General features: G+C 72.2%; 18 protein-coding genes. 12 read left to right on the top strand and 6 right to left on the bottom strand.

Translation table 11 applies throughout. From position 1 onward, the window contains the following. The first annotated feature begins 1 nt into the window (after window position 1). Window positions 2-1,252 (top strand): MFS transporter, encoded by a 1,251-nt coding sequence (locus EJ357_RS12030; RefSeq protein WP_126391411.1) that lies wholly within the window; start codon window positions 2-4, stop codon window positions 1,250-1,252. 112 nt (window positions 1,253-1,364) lie between these two features. Here the strand turns inward: EJ357_RS12030 and EJ357_RS12025 are convergent, their stop codons facing one another. After that, window positions 1,365-2,000 (bottom strand): TIGR03085 family metal-binding protein, encoded by a 636-nt coding sequence (locus EJ357_RS12025; protein WP_126391409.1) that lies wholly within the window; start codon window positions 1,998-2,000, stop codon window positions 1,365-1,367. 132 nt (window positions 2,001-2,132) lie between these two features. On the opposite strand from EJ357_RS12025, the gene hisI reads away from it, so the two are divergent. From hisI to lgt, 11 genes are all read left to right on the top strand, one after another. Next, on the top strand, window positions 2,133-2,543 hold the full coding sequence (hisI, locus tag EJ357_RS12020; RefSeq protein WP_126391406.1) for a phosphoribosyl-AMP cyclohydrolase: 411 nt from the start codon (window positions 2,133-2,135) through the stop codon (window positions 2,541-2,543). Window positions 2,544-2,554: 11 nt separating this feature from the next. After that, window positions 2,555-4,051: an anthranilate synthase component I gene (locus EJ357_RS12015; protein WP_126391404.1), complete on the top strand. Its 1,497-nt coding sequence runs from the start codon at window positions 2,555-2,557 to the stop codon at window positions 4,049-4,051. 93 nt (window positions 4,052-4,144) lie between these two features. Next, entirely contained in the window at window positions 4,145-4,786 is a 642-nt protein-coding gene (locus EJ357_RS12010) for a TIGR02234 family membrane protein (RefSeq protein WP_126391402.1), read from the top strand. Between the two features lie 114 nt (window positions 4,787-4,900). Continuing rightward, window positions 4,901-5,152 carry an HGxxPAAW family protein gene (locus EJ357_RS12005; protein WP_126391400.1) on the top strand — a complete coding sequence of 84 codons (252 nt, stop codon included), beginning with the start codon at window positions 4,901-4,903 and terminating at the stop codon, window positions 5,150-5,152. Window positions 5,153-5,471: 319 nt separating this feature from the next. After that, window positions 5,472-5,909, top strand: a complete 438-nt coding sequence (locus EJ357_RS12000; protein WP_228473031.1) for a DUF2752 domain-containing protein — start codon at window positions 5,472-5,474, stop codon at window positions 5,907-5,909. A gap of 136 nt (window positions 5,910-6,045) precedes the next feature. Then, the gene (gene trpC, locus EJ357_RS11995; RefSeq protein WP_126391396.1) at window positions 6,046-6,855 is read left to right on the top strand and encodes an indole-3-glycerol phosphate synthase TrpC; all 810 of its coding nucleotides are present in this window, start codon (window positions 6,046-6,048) and stop codon (window positions 6,853-6,855) included. A gap of 22 nt (window positions 6,856-6,877) precedes the next feature. Next, window positions 6,878-7,051: a tryptophan biosynthesis modulator TrpM gene (gene trpM, locus EJ357_RS50730; protein ID WP_126391394.1), complete on the top strand. Its 174-nt coding sequence runs from the start codon at window positions 6,878-6,880 to the stop codon at window positions 7,049-7,051. Window positions 7,052-7,161: 110 nt separating this feature from the next. Next, complete coding sequence (gene trpB, locus EJ357_RS11985) at window positions 7,162-8,448, top strand: tryptophan synthase subunit beta (RefSeq protein WP_126391392.1); 1,287 nt, start codon at window positions 7,162-7,164, stop codon at window positions 8,446-8,448. Then, a complete protein-coding gene (trpA, locus tag EJ357_RS11980; protein WP_126391390.1) occupies window positions 8,445-9,263 on the top strand; it encodes a tryptophan synthase subunit alpha in 819 nt (272 codons plus the stop codon). Before trpB ends, trpA begins: the two co-directional genes overlap by 4 nt. A gap of 116 nt (window positions 9,264-9,379) precedes the next feature. Further along, the gene (locus tag EJ357_RS11975; RefSeq protein ID WP_126391388.1) at window positions 9,380-10,153 is read left to right on the top strand and encodes a DsbA family protein; all 774 of its coding nucleotides are present in this window, start codon (window positions 9,380-9,382) and stop codon (window positions 10,151-10,153) included. A 99-nt stretch (window positions 10,154-10,252) separates the two neighbouring features. Then, the gene (gene lgt, locus EJ357_RS11970; RefSeq protein ID WP_126391386.1) at window positions 10,253-11,263 is read left to right on the top strand and encodes a prolipoprotein diacylglyceryl transferase; all 1,011 of its coding nucleotides are present in this window, start codon (window positions 10,253-10,255) and stop codon (window positions 11,261-11,263) included. A 56-nt stretch (window positions 11,264-11,319) separates the two neighbouring features. On the opposite strand, the gene EJ357_RS11965 is transcribed toward lgt, so the two are convergent. Genes EJ357_RS11965 through EJ357_RS11945 form a run of 5 tightly spaced genes read right to left on the bottom strand, consistent with a single transcriptional unit; the run spans window position 11,320 to window position 16,913 of the window. After that, entirely contained in the window at window positions 11,320-12,171 is an 852-nt protein-coding gene (locus EJ357_RS11965; RefSeq protein WP_126391384.1) for an HpcH/HpaI aldolase/citrate lyase family protein, read from the bottom strand. Further along, window positions 12,168-13,415 carry a CaiB/BaiF CoA transferase family protein gene (locus EJ357_RS11960; RefSeq protein WP_407698481.1) on the bottom strand — a complete coding sequence of 416 codons (1,248 nt, stop codon included), beginning with the start codon at window positions 13,413-13,415 and terminating at the stop codon, window positions 12,168-12,170. The genes EJ357_RS11965 and EJ357_RS11960 overlap by 4 nt, the downstream gene beginning before the upstream one ends. After that, on the bottom strand, window positions 13,412-14,305 hold the full coding sequence (gene rbsK / locus EJ357_RS11955; RefSeq protein ID WP_126391382.1) for a ribokinase: 894 nt from the start codon (window positions 14,303-14,305) through the stop codon (window positions 13,412-13,414). The genes EJ357_RS11960 and rbsK overlap by 4 nt, the downstream gene beginning before the upstream one ends. Then, on the bottom strand, window positions 14,302-15,696 hold the full coding sequence (locus tag EJ357_RS11950) for an ADP-ribosylglycohydrolase family protein (RefSeq protein ID WP_126391379.1): 1,395 nt from the start codon (window positions 15,694-15,696) through the stop codon (window positions 14,302-14,304). Before EJ357_RS11950 ends, rbsK begins: the two co-directional genes overlap by 4 nt. Continuing rightward, window positions 15,684-16,913 carry an ADP-ribosylglycohydrolase family protein gene (locus EJ357_RS11945; RefSeq protein WP_228473030.1) on the bottom strand — a complete coding sequence of 410 codons (1,230 nt, stop codon included), beginning with the start codon at window positions 16,911-16,913 and terminating at the stop codon, window positions 15,684-15,686. The genes EJ357_RS11950 and EJ357_RS11945 overlap by 13 nt, the downstream gene beginning before the upstream one ends. Between the last annotated feature and the right edge of the window lie 2 nt (window positions 16,914-16,915).

Here is a 16,915-nt window from a genome sequence, read left to right as displayed (position 1 = left end):
TATGCCGTCGACGCTCACCCCGCCCGAGACCGCCCCGGCCGCGGAGCGCCCCGCTCACCGCGACCCCAACGTCCTGCGCTGGCTCGGCGGATACACGTCCTCCGCGCTCGGCGACCACGTCTACTACCTCGCCCTGTCCTGGGCCGCCGTCCAGGCCGGCACCCCCGCCCAGGCCGGGCTGGTGACAGCGGTCAGCGCCGTGCCACGGGCCCTGCTGATGCTCGGCGGGGGAGTCGTGGCCGACCGGTACGGCCCGTGGCGCGTGGTGGTCGCCAGCACGGCGGTGCGGTGCGCGCTCGTCCTCACCGCCGCCGCCCTCCTCCTGGTGACCAGTCCGGGGCTGTGGGCGCTGGGCGCGGTCGCGGTCCTCTTCGGGGTCGTGGACGCCGTCTTCCTGCCCGCCGGGGGCGCCCTCCCCGCGCGGATCACCGACCGGAGCCAGCTCGCCCGGGTCCAGGGAATGCGGGGGCTCGCGGTACGCCTCGCCCTCGTGCTCGGCGGGCCGCTCGGCGGGCTCGGCATCGCGATCGGCGGCACCGCGGGGGCGTTCGGGTTCTCCGCGCTGCTGATCGGGGCGTCCTTGCCGGCGCTGCTGGCCGTACGGGTCGGGGAACTGCCCAAGGACGACCGGAAGCCGCGCGCGCCCGCCCTCGCCGAACTCCGGGACGGGCTCCGCCACATCCTGCACAGCCCGGTGCTGCGCCCGCTGGTGCTCGCCATCGCCCTGGGCGACCTGGGCTTCGTCGGGCCGATGAACCTCGGGCTGACCCTGCTCGCGGAGGAACGCGGCTGGGGATCGTCCGGCATGGGCTGGGTGCTCGCCGGGTTCGGCGTCGGCGCCGCGACCGCGTCGCTGCTCCTCGCCTGGCGCGGACGGGTGGCGCACGTCGGCCGCGTGACAGCGGCGGCGGCCGTGGCCGGCGCCGTGGCCATCGGGGCCCTCGCCCGGGTGCCGTCCGTCCCCGCGGCGGTGGGCGTGGCCCTGCTGATCGGGCTGCTCGCCGGGCTCTCCGGCGCCCTGTGCGGGGCACTGCTGCAGGCCAACGTCCCGCCCGCCTACGTGGGCCGGGTCACCTCGGTCTCCACCCTGGTCAGCTTCGGCGTCGCACCGCTCACCTTCCCGCCGGTCGGCTGGGCCGTCGACCTCTGGGGCGTCGCCCCGGTCTTCACGGCCTGCGCGTCGGTGTGCGCCCTGAGCGGCCTCGTCGTCCTCGCGTCCCGCCCGCTGCTCCGGGCCGAACTGCCCCGCTGACCGGCCGCATCGCCCGGCCAGGGTCTGTCGTTTGGATCAGGTCGGCTGAGTGAGACTGCGCCTCCTGGCTGCCCCGAGCCCCGCGACGCCGGCATGATCCAAACGACAGGGCCTAGATCCCCAGCTGCTTCCCTTCGTGCAGCTTGGTGATCGCGTCCTTGTCGCCGTCCAGCTCGACCTTGGCGGCGTTCTGCCGGCCGTAGGCGAACATCAGCAGCTCCGACGGCTCGCCGGTCACCGTGACCACCGGAGTGCCCCGGTGGGCGACCGCCGTCTGGCCGTCGGGGCGGCGCAGCACCAGGCCGGTGGGGGCGCTGCGGCCCACCAGACGCGCGGAGCGCTCCAGACGGGACCACAGGGCGTCCTGGAAGACCCGGTCGAGTTCACGCGGCGTCCAGTCCGGCTGGGCACGGCGGACGTCCTCGGTGTGGACGTAGAACTCGATCGTGTTCGACGCCTCGTCGATCTGCTTGAGCTGGAAGGGCGAGAAGCGTGGCGGGCCGGTGCGGATGAGCTGGATCAGCTCCTCGTACGGCTTCGCGGCGAACTCCTCCATCGCCTTGTCCAGGCGCGGTGCGAGCGGCTTGATCAGCAGACCGGCGGCTGCGTCGGGGCGGCGCTCGCGCACCACCACGTGGGCGGCGAGATCACGAGTCGTCCAGCCCTCGCAGAGGGTGGGGGCCTCGGGGCCCTCGGCCTCCAAGAGGTCGGCGAGGAGGAGTCGTTCACGCTGGGCGAAGGTCGACATACTGTCAGCCTACGACCACCCTCAGGGTCCGCCCACCCGCCACCCGGCCACCGCCCCTCGACGAGGCATTCGCGCGCCTCCCCCATCCAGCCAGTGGACACCGCACCGTCACTGTCAGTGGCAGGCGGCACAATGGCAGGCATGACCACCAGTACGCCCCGTCAGCCCAGCCGGCTGGACCCCGAGCTCGCCGCGCGCCTCAAGCGCAGCGCGGACGGGCTCCTGCCCGCCATCGCCCAGCAGTACGACACCGGAGAGGTGCTGATGCTCGGCTGGATGGACGACGAGGCGCTGCATCGCACGCTCACCACCGGCCGCTGCACCTACTGGTCGCGCAGCCGCCAGGAGTACTGGGTCAAGGGCGACACCTCCGGCCACTTCCAGTGGGTCAAGTCCGTCGCCCTCGACTGCGACGCCGACACCGTGCTCGTCAAGGTCGACCAGGTCGGCGCCGCCTGCCACACGGGCGCGCGCACCTGCTTCGACGTGGACGTGCTGCTCAAGGACGGCGCCGATTCCGGCGTACCGGCCTCGGATCAGTAGGGTCAGCGGCCATGGACCTCGAGACCTTCCGCAAGCTCGCCACCGACCGGCGCGTCATCCCGGTCACCCGCAAGCTCCTCGCCGACGGCGACACCCCGGTCGCCCTCTACCGCAAGCTCGCCGCCGAGCGCCCCGGCACCTTCCTGCTGGAGTCCGCGGAGAACGGCAGGACTGCGTTTCAATGGTCTCGCTACTCCTTCGTGGGCGTACGCTCCGCCGCGACCCTCACCGAGCGCGACGGACAGGCCCACTGGCTCGGCACCCCGCCCGTCGGCGTCCCCGTCGCGGGCGACCCGCTCGCCGCCCTGCGCGCCACCATCGAGGCCCTGCACACCCCGCGCGACCTCGCCCACGACCTGGGCCTGCCGCCCTTCACCGGCGGCATGGTCGGCTACCTCGGCTACGACATCGTGCGCCGCCTGGAGAAGATCGGCCCCGGCGAGCGCGACGACCTGAAGCTGCCCGAGGTGACCATGCTGCTCACCAGCGACCTCGCCGTCATGGACCACTGGGAGGGCTCCGTCCTGCTGATCGCCAACGCGATCAACCACAACGACCTCGACACCGGTGTCGACGAGGCCTACGCCGACGCGGTCGCCCGCCTCGACGCCATGCAGGCCGACCTGACACGCCCGGTCGCCCAGCCGCCGGCCGTGCTCCCGCCCTCCGAGCTCCCCGAGTACACGGCCCTGTGGGGCGGCGAGGACTTCCAGGAGGCCGTCGAGGACATCAAGGAGCGCATCCGGGCCGGCGAGGCCTTCCAGGTGGTCCCCTCCCAGCGTTTCGAAACACCGTGCACGGCCAGCGCGTTGGACGTCTACCGGGTGCTCCGGGCGACCAACCCGTCGCCGTACATGTACCTGTTCCGCTTCGACGGCTTCGACGTCGTCGGGTCCTCGCCGGAAGCCCTGGTGAAGGTCGAGGACGGGCAGGCGATGGTCCACCCCATCGCCGGCACCCGGTGGCGCGGGGCGACCCCGCAGGAGGACCAGGCCCTGGCCGACGAGCTGCTCGCCGACCCCAAGGAGCGCGCCGAGCACCTCATGCTGGTCGACCTGGGCCGCAACGACCTGGGGCGGGTCTGCGAGCCGGGCTCGGTCGAGGTCGTCGACTTCATGTCCATCGAGCGCTACTCGCACGTGATGCACATCGTCTCGACGGTGACGGGACGCGTGGCACCCGGCCGCACGGCCTTCGACGTCCTGACCGCCTGCTTCCCCGCCGGCACGCTCTCCGGCGCGCCCAAGCCCCGCGCGATGCAGATCATCGACGAACTCGAGCCGTCCAGGCGCGGGTTGTACGGCGGCTGCGTCGGCTACCTCGACTTCGCGGGCGACTCCGACACCGCCATCGCCATCCGTACGGCCCTGCTGCGCGGCGGCACGGCGTACGTCCAGGCCGGCGCGGGCATCGTCGCCGACTCGGACCCGGTCGCCGAGGACACCGAATGCCGGAACAAGGCGGCGGCGGTACTGCGCGCGGTGCACACGGCGAACCGGCTCGGGTGACCGCAGGGGACCGGTGCACACGACCCGGGTTGAACCCGGGTGGCCCCTGTCACCCGAACCCCGGGTGACTGATCGATCGGGGTTCGGGTGATAGTGGAGTACGTGACTGCCGTACCGCACCCCCGTTCCGAAGCCCCCGGTTCCGCCCGGGCCGGCCGTATGAGTCTCGCCGTGGCCCTGCTCTGCGGGGCGCTCGGCGCGGCCGTGGCACTGCTCGCCACCCGGCAGCGCTGGTCGGAGGGCACCGTGACGGTGGCCGGCGGCCCGTTCCCCCTGATCGCCAAGGGCAGCGACGTCACGGGCGTCCCCGCGGCCCTGGCGATAGTGGGGCTCGCCGCGCTCGTCGCCGTCTTCGCCGTCCGCCGGGCCGGCCGCCTCATGGTCGCCGGCCTGCTCGCGCTCTGCGGGGCCGGCACCGTCGCGGCCGCCCTGCTCGGCGCCTCCGACAGCGCCGCGCTCGACGAGAAGGCCGCGCAGGCCTCCGGCGACACCTCGGCCACCGTCGAGGCCCTCACCCACACCGCCTGGCCCTACGTCGCGGCCGTCGGCGGCGCCCTGATCCTGCTCGCCGGACTGCTGGCCCTGCGCTACGGCCGGCTCTGGCCCGGCATGTCCGGCCGCTACGAGCGCGGCGGCACACCCCGCCCGCGCCGCAGGGCCCCGGCCCCCGACCCCGACCGGCCCGAGGAGCTCTGGAAGGCCCTGGACCGCGGCGAGGACCCCACCGGGGCATAGCCCGCGCGGTCGCGTCGTGACCCCCGATCACCGCACGCGCACGCGTGCGGGACAATGACAGCGAGCGACCGGCTCACCCACGTACAACACGTACACAGCAACGAGGAGCAAGCAATGGCGGGCAGCAGCCACGGTCACACCCCGGCCGCCTGGACCGGTGTCACGATCGCCTTCATCGGTTTCTGCGTCTCGGGCGCCTTCATGGTGTTGGCCCAGCCCGCGGGCTTCTGGGCCGGCCTGGCCGTCGTGGTCCTCGGCGGCGTCATCGGCTGGATCATGAGCTCGATGGGCATGGGTCAGCCGAAGGACGCGCACAAGGCGCTGCTCATGTCCCACGAGGTCGAGACGGCGAGCGCCAAGAGCTGAGACCCGTACGACTCCGCTGAGGGGCGACCCGGCGCCGATGAGGTGCTAGGGGCGCCCCTCACGCGTATAGCGGGGCACAATGCATGACTTGAACCCTCCCCCAGCTGAAGGCAGGGGGATTTCTGGCTCACATCGCCTACGAACCGGCGGCCCGACAGGTCTTACACGATCAACACCAGCCGGGTTGGAACCAGCCCGGTTTGGTACGGCACAGCTTGGAGGTGGATGTGCTGGCTTGGTTCTCGCTCAGCACGGTGTACGCGCTTGGTTCTCGCAACGCACGGCCCGTAGCCTACCGAATGCGGTGGAGGGGAACCCTGTGAACGCCGAAAGCCCGAGGGCGACGCGGTCCGGCACAGGATCGGCGTGGCGGCGACTGGCCGTACCGGCGGGTGTGCTCGCGGCCGTCGTCGGAGCCTTCGCGTACGTGGGGGCCGTGGACCCGAACGAACCCGGCCACTACCCCGCCTGCCCGCTCCTGCAGGTCACCGGCATCTACTGCCCAGGCTGCGGCGGACTGCGCAGTGCGCACGCCGTCGTCCACGGGGACTTCGCGGCAGCGCTCCAGGACAACGCGCTCGCTGTCGTCGGCTGTGTGCTCTTCGCGGTGGTGTGGACCGTCTGGGTGATCCGGGCGGCACGAGGGCGACCGCTCGGGCTCGATCTCTCGCCGGTGCGGCTGTGGACGGCCGGGGCATTGCTGCTGGTCTTCACCGTTGTCCGGAACCTGCCGTTCGGTGGCTGGCTGCATCCTTGATCAACTGGGGAACGTCCAGGTAGTGGGACCGGCGTCAACCGGATGCGAGGCCTACGCCCTCCTGCGGATACCATCGCAGTGACCATAGGTTTTCGTACCGCTTTCATAACCGACCGTCTGAAAGGGGGCCGCTCGCGTGAGTGTGCTCGACGAGATCATCGACGGAGTCCGTGCCGACCTCGCGGAGCGGCAGGCGCGCGTCAGCCTCGACGAGCTCAAGGAGCGTGCGGCGAAGGCTCCGGCGGCCAAGGACGGGGTCGCCGCGCTCCGGGGCGACGGCGTCAAGGTCATCTGCGAGGTCAAGCGCTCCAGCCCCTCCAAGGGCGCGCTGGCCGCGATCGCCGACCCGGCCGGGCTCGCCGCGGACTACGAGGCGGGCGGCGCGGCCGTCATCTCCGTCCTCACCGAACAGCGTCGTTTCGGCGGCTCGCTGGCCGACCTGGAGGCCGTCCGCGCGCGCGTGGACATCCCGGTCCTCCGTAAGGACTTCATCGTCACGTCGTACCAGCTGTGGGAGGCCCGCGCGTACGGCGCCGACCTCGCGCTGCTGATCGTCGCGGCCCTCGACCAGCCCGCCCTGGAGTCCCTCATCGAGCGCGCGGTGTCCATCGGCCTGACCCCGCTCGTCGAGGTCCACGACGAGGACGAGGTCGAGCGTGCCGTGGACGCGGGCGCGAAGGTCATCGGCATCAACGCGCGGAACCTGAAGACCCTGGAGGTCGACCGCGGGACCTTCGAGCGCGTCGCGCCCGAGATCCCCGCCCACATCGTCAAGGTCGCCGAATCGGGCGTCCGTGGCCCTCACGACCTCATCGCCTACGCCAACGCCGGCGCCGACGCGGTCCTGGTCGGCGAGTCCCTGGTGACGGGGAAGGACCCGAAGTCCGCGGTCTCCGACCTGGTGGCAGCGGGCGAGCACCCCGCACTGCGGCACGGCCGCAGCTGATCACCCGCTAGGCTTGACCCCGATGACTCTCCCGCTCACCCTGCACACCAGGGACCCGTACGCCCGCCTCGCGCGCGGCTGCAGGCCCCGGGGCTGCCGCGCGCCCGCGCGGAGGGTGCACGGGCGACGGGTCCGCTATGTGATCGGTGACGAACCCGGGCAGGTGAACGGCCGTCGATGGCAGCGCGCCCCTTAGGGGCGCGGGGAACTGCGCGACAAGCCACAGCCGGCCGGCAGCCGACTGACAAAGCCCCGCCCCCACGGCGATCAGTGTTGTTCACACACCACTCCCCGTGAGGTTCATTCATGCCCAGCGAGTTCTTCATCCCCGACCCGGAGGGTCAAGTCCCCAGCCCCGAAGGCTACTTCGGCGCGTTCGGCGGCAAGTTCATCCCGGAGGCCCTCGTCGCCGCCGTGGACGAGGTGGCCGTCGAGTACGACAAGGCCAAGCACGACCCCGAGTTCGCCCGCGAGCTCGACGACCTGCTGGTCAACTACACCGGCCGCCCCAGCTCCCTCACCGAGGTGCCGAGGTTCGCCGAACACGCCGGTGGCGCACGGATCTTCCTGAAGCGGGAAGACCTCAACCACACCGGCTCCCACAAGATCAACAACGTGCTCGGCCAGGCCCTGCTCACCAAGCGCATGGGCAAGACCCGCGTGATCGCCGAGACCGGCGCCGGCCAGCACGGCGTGGCGACGGCGACGGCCTGTGCGCTGTTCGGCCTCGAGTGCACGATCTACATGGGCGAGATCGACACCCGGCGCCAGGCCCTCAACGTGGCCCGGATGCGCATGCTCGGCGCCGAGGTCATCGCCGTGAAGTCGGGATCGCGCACCCTCAAGGACGCCATCAACGAGGCGTTCCGCGACTGGGTCGCCAACGTCGACCACACCCACTACCTCTTCGGTACGGTCGCCGGCCCGCACCCCTTCCCCGCCATGGTCCGCGACTTCCACCGCGTGATCGGCGTGGAGGCCCGCCGCCAGATCCTGGAGCGCGCCGGGCGTCTCCCCGACGCGGCCGTCGCCTGCGTCGGCGGCGGTTCCAACGCCATCGGCCTCTTCCACGCCTTCATCCCCGACACGGACGTACGCCTCATCGGCTGCGAGCCCGCCGGGCACGGCGTGGAGACCGGCGAACACGCGGCCACACTGACCGCGGGCGAGCCCGGCATCCTGCACGGCTCCCGCTCCTACGTCCTGCAGGACGAGGAGGGCCAGATCACCGAGCCGTACTCGATCTCGGCCGGTCTGGACTACCCCGGAATCGGCCCGGAGCACTCCTACCTCAAGGACAGCGGCCGCGGCGAGTACCGCGCGGTCACCGACGACGCGGCGATGCAGGCCCTGCGTCTGCTGTCGCGCACCGAGGGCATCATCCCGGCGATCGAGAGCGCCCACGCGCTCGCCGGTGCCCTGGAGGTCGGCAAGGAGCTGGGCAAGGACGGGCTGATCGTCGTCAACCTGTCCGGACGCGGTGACAAGGACATGGACACGGCCGCCCGTTACTTCGGCCTGTACGACACCGACGCCGAGGTGGCCGCCGACGCAGGCGGCGGTGCGGCCGAGATCCAGGGGGACGCCAAGTGAGCGGAAACATCCAGCTGTTGACGGACACCCTGCACGCCGCCAAGGCCGAGGGCCGCTCCGCCCTCATCGCCTACCTGCCGGCCGGGTTCCCGACCGTGGACGGCGGCATCGAGGCGATCAAGGCCGCACTCGACGGGGGCGCGGACGTCGTGGAAGTCGGGCTGCCGCACAGCGACCCGGTCCTCGACGGCCCGGTCATCCAGACCGCCGACGACATCGCCCTGCGCGGCGGCGTCAAGATCGCGGACGTCATGCGCACGGTCCGTGAGGCGCACGAGGCCACCGGCAAGCCGATCCTCGTCATGACGTACTGGAACCCGATCGACCGCTACGGCGTGGAGCGGTTCACCGCCGAGCTGGCGGAGGCGGGTGGCGCGGGCTGCATCCTGCCCGACCTGCCGGTCCAGGAGTCGGCCCTGTGGAGGGAGCACGCCGAGAAGCACGGCCTCGCGACGGTCTTCGTCGTGGCGCCGAGCAGCAAGGACGAGCGGCTCGGGCAGATCACCGCGGCGGGCAGCGGCTTCGTCTACGCCGCCTCGCTGATGGGCGTCACCGGCACCCGGGCGTCCGTGGGCGCGCAGGCGCAGAACCTGGTCGAGCGCACCCGGGCCACCGGAACCGAGCTGCCCGTCTGCGTCGGCCTCGGTGTCTCCAACGCCGAGCAGGCCGCCGAGGTGGCCGGCTTCGCCGACGGCGTGATCGTCGGCTCGGCCTTCGTGAAGCGGATGCTGGACGCGCCGGACGACGCCGCCGGTGTGGAGGCCGTGCGCACGCTCGCCGGTGAGCTGGCGAAGGGCGTGCGCGGACAGGCGTAGAGCCCCTCAGAGGCAGCGATCGGAAGTAGGAAGAAGGGTCTTCCGTACGAGTCGCTCGAACGGGTGGACCTGTGGCCGGGGAGGCGCGCTGCGCCTCCCCGGTTCGTTCTGCGGGTGTGAGCGAAAAGAATCGTGAGGGTAAGCGGACCGCCCGGGAGCGGCTGGCGGTCGAGCGCGAGAAGCAGAAGGCCGCGGACAAGCGGCGCCGTGCGCTGATCATCGGCGCGAGCGTCGTCTGCGTGCTGGGACTCGCGGCGGTGATCGGAGTCGTCGCGGCGAACGCCGGCAAGGACGACAGCAGCGACGCGGGGCCGGTGGTGGGACCCTCGGGAGCGCAGGGCAAGGACGGCCTCGCGATCCCGGTCGGCGAGGAGAACGCCAAGTCGACGCTCACGGTCTGGGAGGACTTCCGCTGCCCGGCCTGCAAGTCCTTCGAGGACGCGTACAGATCGACGATCCACGAGCTGACGGACTCGGGCCAGCTCAGGGCCGAGTACCACCTGGCGACGATCATCGACGGCAACATGGGCGGCACCGGCTCCCGCAACGCCGCCAACGCCGCGGCCTGCGCCCAGGACGTCGGAAAGTTCGTGCCGTACCACGACGTGCTGTACCAGAACCAGCCGCCGGAGGTCGACGACGCCTTCGCGAAGAACAGCAAGCTCCTGGAGCTCGCGGCCAAGGTCGACGGCCTGGACACGCCCGCCTTCCGCAAGTGCGTCGAGGACGGCACGCACAACAGCTGGGTGAACAAGTCCAACGACGCGTTCAAGGAGGGCGGCTTCAGTGGTACGCCGACGGTGCTGCTGAACGGCAAGAACATCTACCAGGACCAGACGATGACGCCGGCCAAGCTGAAGCAGATGGTTCAGGAGGCCGCCCAGGGATGAGCGACGTGGGCAGGGCCTGTTCGGGGCGCTGCCTGTTATGGACCCGTAGCCGGGCCGCCTGACATCGGCGCCGCCCGGCAGGGTAGCGTCGACCTTGCCATGGAACTTGCCTACATTCCCAGCCCGTCGCGCGGGGTGATCCACCTCGGCCCCATTCCGCTGCGCGGCTACGCGTTCTGCATCATCATCGGTGTCTTCGTAGCCGTCTGGCTCGGCAACAAACGCTGGATCGCCCGGGGCGGGCGAGCCGGCACGGTTGCCGACATCGCGGTCTGGGCCGTGCCGTTCGGCCTGATCGGCGGCCGGCTCTACCACGTGATCACGGACTACCAGCTGTACTTCAGCGAGGGCCGTGACTGGGTGGACGCCTTCAAGATCTGGGAGGGCGGCCTCGGTATCTGGGGCGCCATCGCCTTCGGCGCGCTGGGCGCGTGGATCGGCTGCCGGCGCCGGGGCATCCCGCTGCCCGCGTACGCCGACGCCGTGGCGCCCGGCATCGCCTTCGCGCAGGCGATCGGGCGCTGGGGCAACTGGTTCAACCAGGAGCTGTACGGAAAGCGGACGGATGTTCCCTGGGCCCTGGAGATCACGTCCACGACGGACGGGCGGGTGCCGGGCACCTACCACCCGACGTTCCTGTACGAGTCGCTGTGGTGCATCGGCGTCGCGCTGCTGGTGATCTGGGCCGACCGCCGCTTCAAGCTGGGACATGGGCGGGCGTTCGCGCTGTACGTCGCCGCGTACTGCGCCGGCCGCGGCTGGATCGAGTACATGCGCATCGATGACGCCCACAAGGTCCTTGGTGTGCGGCTGAACGTCTGGACCGCGATCATCGTGTTCCTGCTCGCGGTGACGTACATCGCGGTGTCGGCGAAGAAGCGGCCGGGCCGCGAAGAGGTCGTCGAGCCGGGCGCGGCGGAAGGCACCCAGGGTGCGGCCGACGGCGGTGCCGACGCCGAAGAGAAGAAGGCCGAGACGGACTCCCCGGACGCCGAGGACTCCCCGGGCACCGAGGATTCCTCGGGAGCTGAGGACTCCTCGGCCACGGAGGAGAAGGAAGACGCGAGAGAAGACGTGAGCGACGCGGCCGAGTCGGCGAAGAAGAGCTGACGGTCGGTCGTACGTGACGAGGGCGCCCGGGGTCTTCCGGGCGCCCTCGTCGTGTCTCAGGCGCGGCGGGCCAGGGACAGGGTTCGCTGTGCCGTCGCCACCACCGCCGTGTCGACGAAGCTGCCGTCCGCGAGCGCCTGGGCGCCTTGATTCGCCGCCCCTGCCTTGATGATCGTCTCCGCCTGTTCCAGTTCTGCCTCCGTGGGCAGGTAGGCCCGTTCGATCACCGGGAGCTGACGGGGGTGGATGGCGGCCCGGCCCAGGAAGCCCAGGGTGCGGCCGTGGGCGCAGGACGCGGCCAGGCCCTCCAGGTCGCGGATGTCCGGGTGGATGGACTGGGCCGGTGGGGGCAGGCCCGCCGCTCGGGCGGCCACGACGACGCGGGAGCGGCACCAGTCGAGGCCCGCGTCGCCCCGTACGCCCAGGTCGGCCCGTAGATCCGCCTCGCCCAGCGAGATGCCGTGGAGGGAGGGGTGGGCGCTGGCGATCGCGTGGGCGCGCTCGATGCCCAGGGCCGATTCCAGGAGGGCGTGGAGCGGGGGTGCGCCCGGGTCGGTGGGCGGTGTGGTCTGGGCGAGGTGGATGATCTGCTCGGCGGAGGTCACCTTCGGGAGGCGGAGGCCGGACAGGCCGGGGAGGGCCGCCAGTGTCTCCAGGTCCTGCGCCGCCGGCGGTGTGCCCAGGGCGTTCACGCGGACGTGGACGGGCACGGGGGGCTCCGGCTCGGAGAGCAGGTCGGCCGTGGCCTCCCGGGCGTAGTCCTTGCGGTCCGGGGCGACCGCGTCCTCCAGGTCGACGATGACGACGTCGGCGCCGGACGTCAGGGCCTTGGCCACCACACCGGGGCGGTCGCCGGGGGCGTACAGCCAGGTCAGGGGGTACGGGGCGGTCTTCGCCGGGCTCGTCACAGGGCGCCCTCCTCGCGCAGGGTCGCCAGTTCGGCGGGGGTCAGGCCCAGGTCGGTGAGGATCTCGTCGGTGTCGGCGCCGTGCGGGCGGCCCGCCCAGCGGATCGTGCCGGGGGTGGCGGAGAGACGGAAGAGGACGTTCTGCATGCGCAGGAGGCCGAGTTCGGGGTCGTCGACGGTGGTGATCGTGTCCAGGGCCGCGTACTGCGGATCCGTCATCACATCCCGTACGTCCTGGATCGGGGCCACCGCAGCCTCCGCCTTCTCGAAGGCCGCGAGGACGTCGGCGCGGGTGTGGCGGGCGATCCAGTCGCCGACCGCCCGGTCGAGGACGTCGGCGTGGCGGGCCCGGTCGGCGCCTGTCGCGAACCAGGGTTCGTCGATCAGGTCGGGGCGCCCCACCAGGTGCATCACGCGCTCGGCGATCGACTGGGCGGAGGTGGAGACGGCGACCCAGGTGCCGTCCGCGGTGCGGTAGGTGTTGCGCGGGGCGTTGTTGGCGGAGCGGTTGCCGGTGCGTTCCTGGACATAGCCGAGCTGGTCGTACCAGGTCGCCTGGGGGCCGAGGGCCAGCAGCATCGGCTCGATCAGGGCCATGTCGACGACCTGGCCCTCGCCGGTGCGCTCGCGGGCGGCCAGTGCCGTCATCACCGCGTACGCGGTCGCCAGGCCCGCGATCGAGTCGGCCAGGCCGAACGGCGGGAGCGTCGGGGGCGCGTCCGGTTCGCCGGTGAGTGCGGCGAAGCCGCTCATCGCCTCGGCGAGGGTGCCGAAGCCGGGGCGGTGGGCGTAGGGGCCGAACTGGCCGAAGCCGGTGACGCGGGCGAGGACCAGGCGGGGGTTGGCGGCGGAGAGCTCCGGCCAGCCGAGGTCCCACTTCTCCAGGGTGCCCGGGCGGAAGTTCTCGATGACGACGTCGGCGGTCGCGGCCAGGCGCAGGAGGGTGGCCCGGCCGCCGGGCTTGGAGAGGTTCAGGGTGATCGCGCGTTTGTTGCGGCCGAGGACCTTCCACCACAGGCCCACGCCGTCCTTCGACGGGCCGTGGCCGCGGGAGGGGTCCGGCTTCTGGGGGTGCTCGACCTTGACGATCTCCGCGCCGAAGTCGCCGAGCATCGTGGCGGCGAGGGGGCCGGCGAAGAGGGTGGCCAGGTCGAGGACGCGGAGGCCGGCCAAGGGCGCTTTGGCCGCTTCGGCGGTTGTTTCGCCGGTTGCCTCGGTGGCTGGTTCGGTGGCTGGTTCGGTCACGACGCGTACCGTGCCTCGATCTCGGGGCGGTACGGCATCGACGCCGAAGCGCCCTCCCGCTGGACCGACAGCGCGGCCGCTGCCGCCGCCCAGGCCAGTGCGTCCGGCATCGGGCGGCCTTCGCCGAGCGCCACCGCGAGGGCGCCGACGAACGTGTCCCCGGCGCCGGTGGAGTCGACCGCGGTGACCGTCGGGGCGGGGACGGTCAGGGGGTCGGCGCCGCGGGCGACGTACAGGCTGCCGGCCGCGCCCAGGGTGACGACGACCTCGGGGACCCGGTCGAGCAGCGCGGTGGCCGCCTCGCGGGGGTCGGTACGGCCGGTGAGCGTGGTGGCCTCGTGTTCGTTGGGGACCAGCAGGTCGATGGCGGCGAGGAGTTCGTCCGGGAGCGGCTGGGCGGGGGACGGGGTGAGGACCGTACGGACGTCGTGGCGGTGGGCCGCCTGGGCGCCGGCGACGACCGCGGGCAGCGGGATCTCCAACTGGAGGAGCAGGATGTCGGCGGAGGCGATGACGCCCTCGTCGCCGGGGCTCAGATGGTCGAGCGTGCCGTTGGCGCCGGGGATCACGACGATCGAGTTGCCGCCCTCGTCGTCCACGACGATGTGCGCGGTGCCGGAGGGGCCCTCGGCCGTGCGGAGGTCGTCGGTGTCCACGCCGGAGTGTTCGAGGGTGGAGCGCAGGTGGGTGCCGTAGGCGTCGTTGCCGACGGCGCCGATCATCAGGACGTCGCCGCCCGCGCGGGCCGCCGCGATCGCCTGGTTGGCGCCCTTGCCGCCGGGGACCGTACGGAACTCCCGTCCCGTCACGGTCTCGCCGCGCTGCGGTGCCTTGGCGACGTAGGTGACCAGGTCCATGTTCGTGCTGCCGAGCACGACGATGTCGGTCATGGGTGGGTGGCCTCCCAGTGGGTGAGGTCGTGGGTGAGTTGGGCCAGTGCGTCGAAGCCCGTGCCGTTGAAATCGGCGACGGAGGTGGCGAGGCGGTTCTTGAGGGGAGCGGTCCAGCGGTGGGGGAGGGCGGCGGGCGTGCCGGTGAGGAGGGCGGCGATGCTGCCCGCCGTCGCGCCGTTGGAGTCGGTGTCCCAACCTCCCGACACGGCACGGCAGATGGAGCCGGTGAAGTCGCCGTTCGCGTGGGTGAGAGCGGCGGCGATCAGGGCGGTGTTGGGGATGGCGTGGACCCAGTGGTGGGTGTGCGCGTGGGTGGCGTGGAGTTCGTCGACGACCTTGTCGAAGTCCTCGTGGGTGCCGGCCAGGTGGATGGCGTGGTGGATCGCCTCCGCCAGGCGGGACCGCGGGGGGATCACCGTGAGGCCGGTGCGCAGGCAGGCGTGGATGTCGTCGGTGCCGGTCGCTGTCGCCGCCTGTGCGATGACCGCCGCCGTGAACATCGCCGCGTAGACGCCGTTGGCGGTGTGGGTGAGGGTGGCGTCCCTGTGGGCCTGTTCGGCCGCGGCAGACGGGGCGCCGGGGTTGGTCCAGCCGTGGACGTCCGCGCGGATGAGGGCGCCGATCCATTCGCGGAAGGGGTTGCGGTGGCGGGCCGTGTGCGGGGGTTCGAGGCCTAGCAGGAGATTGCGGTGGGCGATGCGTTCGGCGGTGAAGGTGCGGCCCGGGGGGAGTTCGTCGAGCCACAGGCGGGCTACGTCGGTGGTGGTGAAGGTTCTGCCGTGGCGTTGGAGCAGGAGGAGGTTGAGGAGGGGGTAGTTGAGGTCGTCGTCCTCGGGCATGCCGTCGATGTTCTCCGCGAGGGACGTCGTGGCCGAGCGCCGGTTCCAGGGGTGGGCGGTGAGGAGGTCCGGGGGGACACCGCGGGCGGTGAAGTAGCCGGCCAGGGGCCAGTTGCCGGTCGACTCGGCCAGGTGGCGGATGGCTTCGAGGGGGAGCTTTTCCACGGGCTTGCCGAGGAGGCAGCCGACTGCCCGGCCCAGCCAGGCGGCTTCGAGGCGCGGTGGTGCGGGTGGTGCGGGCCGCGCCGTGGTGGTGCCGGAATCGGACGGCCAGTTCGGGCACAGGGACTTGATCTTCTTCAGGTCCGTCGGCTCGTCGTCCGTCAACCTGCTCGGCAGATCCGCCAGTTCGTCCAGCAGGTCCTCTGCCAGCGTCCGCAGATACCTCGACGCCGGCTCCGCCGAGGCCCCCGCCCGCAGGGGGGCCGCGCTGCCGCCCGCCGCTCCCCACCGCTCCGCGATCCTCGACGGCTCACGGCCGTCCAGGGCCGCCTGCCGGAGTTCGTGGCCCAGCAGGTCCTCCGGCTGGACCCAGGTCAGTCGGAGCATCCTCGGCCCTCCAGTGCCGTGAACGCCGCCTCGTGGGCTCGGTGGCGGTGGATGTCGCGGGCGTGGATCTCCCTCGTGACCTCGGTCAGGGCGCGGGGTGGTTCCCAGAGGTCCAGGCGGCTGGCCTCCGCGACCGTCTTCGACCAGTCCTGCGGGGGCGGTGAGCCCAGGGCGCCGGACAGGGCGCCGGCCATCGTCGCGATCGAGTCGCAGTCGCGGCCGTAGTTCACCGCGCCCAGGACCGCCTGGCGGTAGTCGCCGTTCGCGACCAGCAGCATGGCCAGGGCGATGGGGAGTTCCTCGATGGCGTGCAGGCGGGAGGGGCGGCGGGCGCCGAGGGAAGGCTGCCGGTAGTCGGGGCCGACCGTGTCGTACGGGGTGATCGCCTTGCGGAGCGGGACCAGCGCCGACTCGAAGTCCGTGTGGGCGCCCGCCACTTCGCAGACCTTCTCGATCGCCGCCCGCGTGCCGTCCTTCGCCAGGGACAGACAGGTCGAGATGATCGCGTCCGGTGTCGCCCCGGGGGTGCACGCCGCCGCCACCGCCGCCGCGAAGACGCCCGCCGCCTCGCGGCCGTACGACGACTGGTGGGCGCCCGCGATGTCCAGCGCCTCGGCGTACGCGGCCCTCGGGTTCGCCGCGTTGACCAGGCCGACGGGGGCCATGTACATCGCCGCGCCGCAGTTGACGATGTTGCCGACGCCGGCCTCGCGTGGATCGACGTGGCCGTAGTGGAGGCGGGCCACCAGCCACTTCTCCGCCAGGAAGACGCGGTGCAGGGGGAGGGCCTGCGCCTCCAGCTCCGGGATCCAGCGCGGGTTCGTCATCAGGTCCGGGACCAGGTGGTCGGCGATCGCGTACGCGTCGAGGTGGTCGCGGACCTGGACGTACACCCGTACCAGCGCGTGCGTCATCAAGGTGTCGTCGGTGACGTGGCCGTCGCCCTTGTGATACGGCGCGATGGGGCGGGCCGTGCGCCAGGCGTCGCCGTTCCAGGGGCCGACGATGCCGTGGACGCGGCCGCCGTGACGTTCGAGGATCTGGTCGGGGGAGTAGCCCTCCACCGGGCCGCCGAGGGCGTCGCCGACCGCCGCGCCGACCAGGGCGCCGGTGATCCGCTCGTCGAGACGCGGGCCACTGGGTTCTCGCGGACCGCTGGTTTCTCGCGGGCCACTGCCTTCTCGAGGGTCACTGGTTTCATCCGGTTTGGGCGTCATGC

Source organism: Streptomyces cyaneochromogenes (assembly GCF_003963535.1).
GTDB classification, from domain to species: Bacteria; Actinomycetota; Actinomycetes; order Streptomycetales; family Streptomycetaceae; genus Streptomyces; species Streptomyces shaanxiensis.
This window is presented reverse-complemented; position numbering and strand designations above follow the sequence as displayed.

What these genes read in the sequence shown, in the direction of transcription:
- hisI (WP_126391406.1), top strand. Translation starts at nt 2,133, where the DNA reads ATGGCAGGCATGACCACCAGTACGCCCCGTCAGCCCAGCCGGCTGGAC.
- trpB (WP_126391392.1), top strand. Translation starts at nt 7,162, where the DNA reads ATGCCCAGCGAGTTCTTCATCCCCGACCCGGAGGGTCAAGTCCCCAGC.
- EJ357_RS12030 (WP_126391411.1), top strand. Translation starts at nt 2, where the DNA reads ATGCCGTCGACGCTCACCCCGCCCGAGACCGCCCCGGCCGCGGAGCGC.
- rbsK (WP_126391382.1), bottom strand. Translation starts at nt 14,305, where the DNA reads ATGACCGACATCGTCGTGCTCGGCAGCACGAACATGGACCTGGTCACC.
- lgt (WP_126391386.1), top strand. Translation starts at nt 10,253, where the DNA reads ATGGAACTTGCCTACATTCCCAGCCCGTCGCGCGGGGTGATCCACCTC.
- EJ357_RS12005 (WP_126391400.1), top strand. Translation starts at nt 4,901, where the DNA reads ATGGCGGGCAGCAGCCACGGTCACACCCCGGCCGCCTGGACCGGTGTC.
- EJ357_RS11945 (WP_228473030.1), bottom strand. Translation starts at nt 16,913, where the DNA reads ATGACGCCCAAACCGGATGAAACCAGTGACCCTCGAGAAGGCAGTGGC.
- trpM (WP_126391394.1), top strand. Translation starts at nt 6,878, where the DNA reads ATGACTCTCCCGCTCACCCTGCACACCAGGGACCCGTACGCCCGCCTC.
- EJ357_RS11950 (WP_126391379.1), bottom strand. Translation starts at nt 15,696, where the DNA reads ATGCTCCGACTGACCTGGGTCCAGCCGGAGGACCTGCTGGGCCACGAA.
- EJ357_RS12015 (WP_126391404.1), top strand. Translation starts at nt 2,555, where the DNA reads ATGGACCTCGAGACCTTCCGCAAGCTCGCCACCGACCGGCGCGTCATC.
- EJ357_RS12025 (WP_126391409.1), bottom strand. Translation starts at nt 2,000, where the DNA reads ATGTCGACCTTCGCCCAGCGTGAACGACTCCTCCTCGCCGACCTCTTG.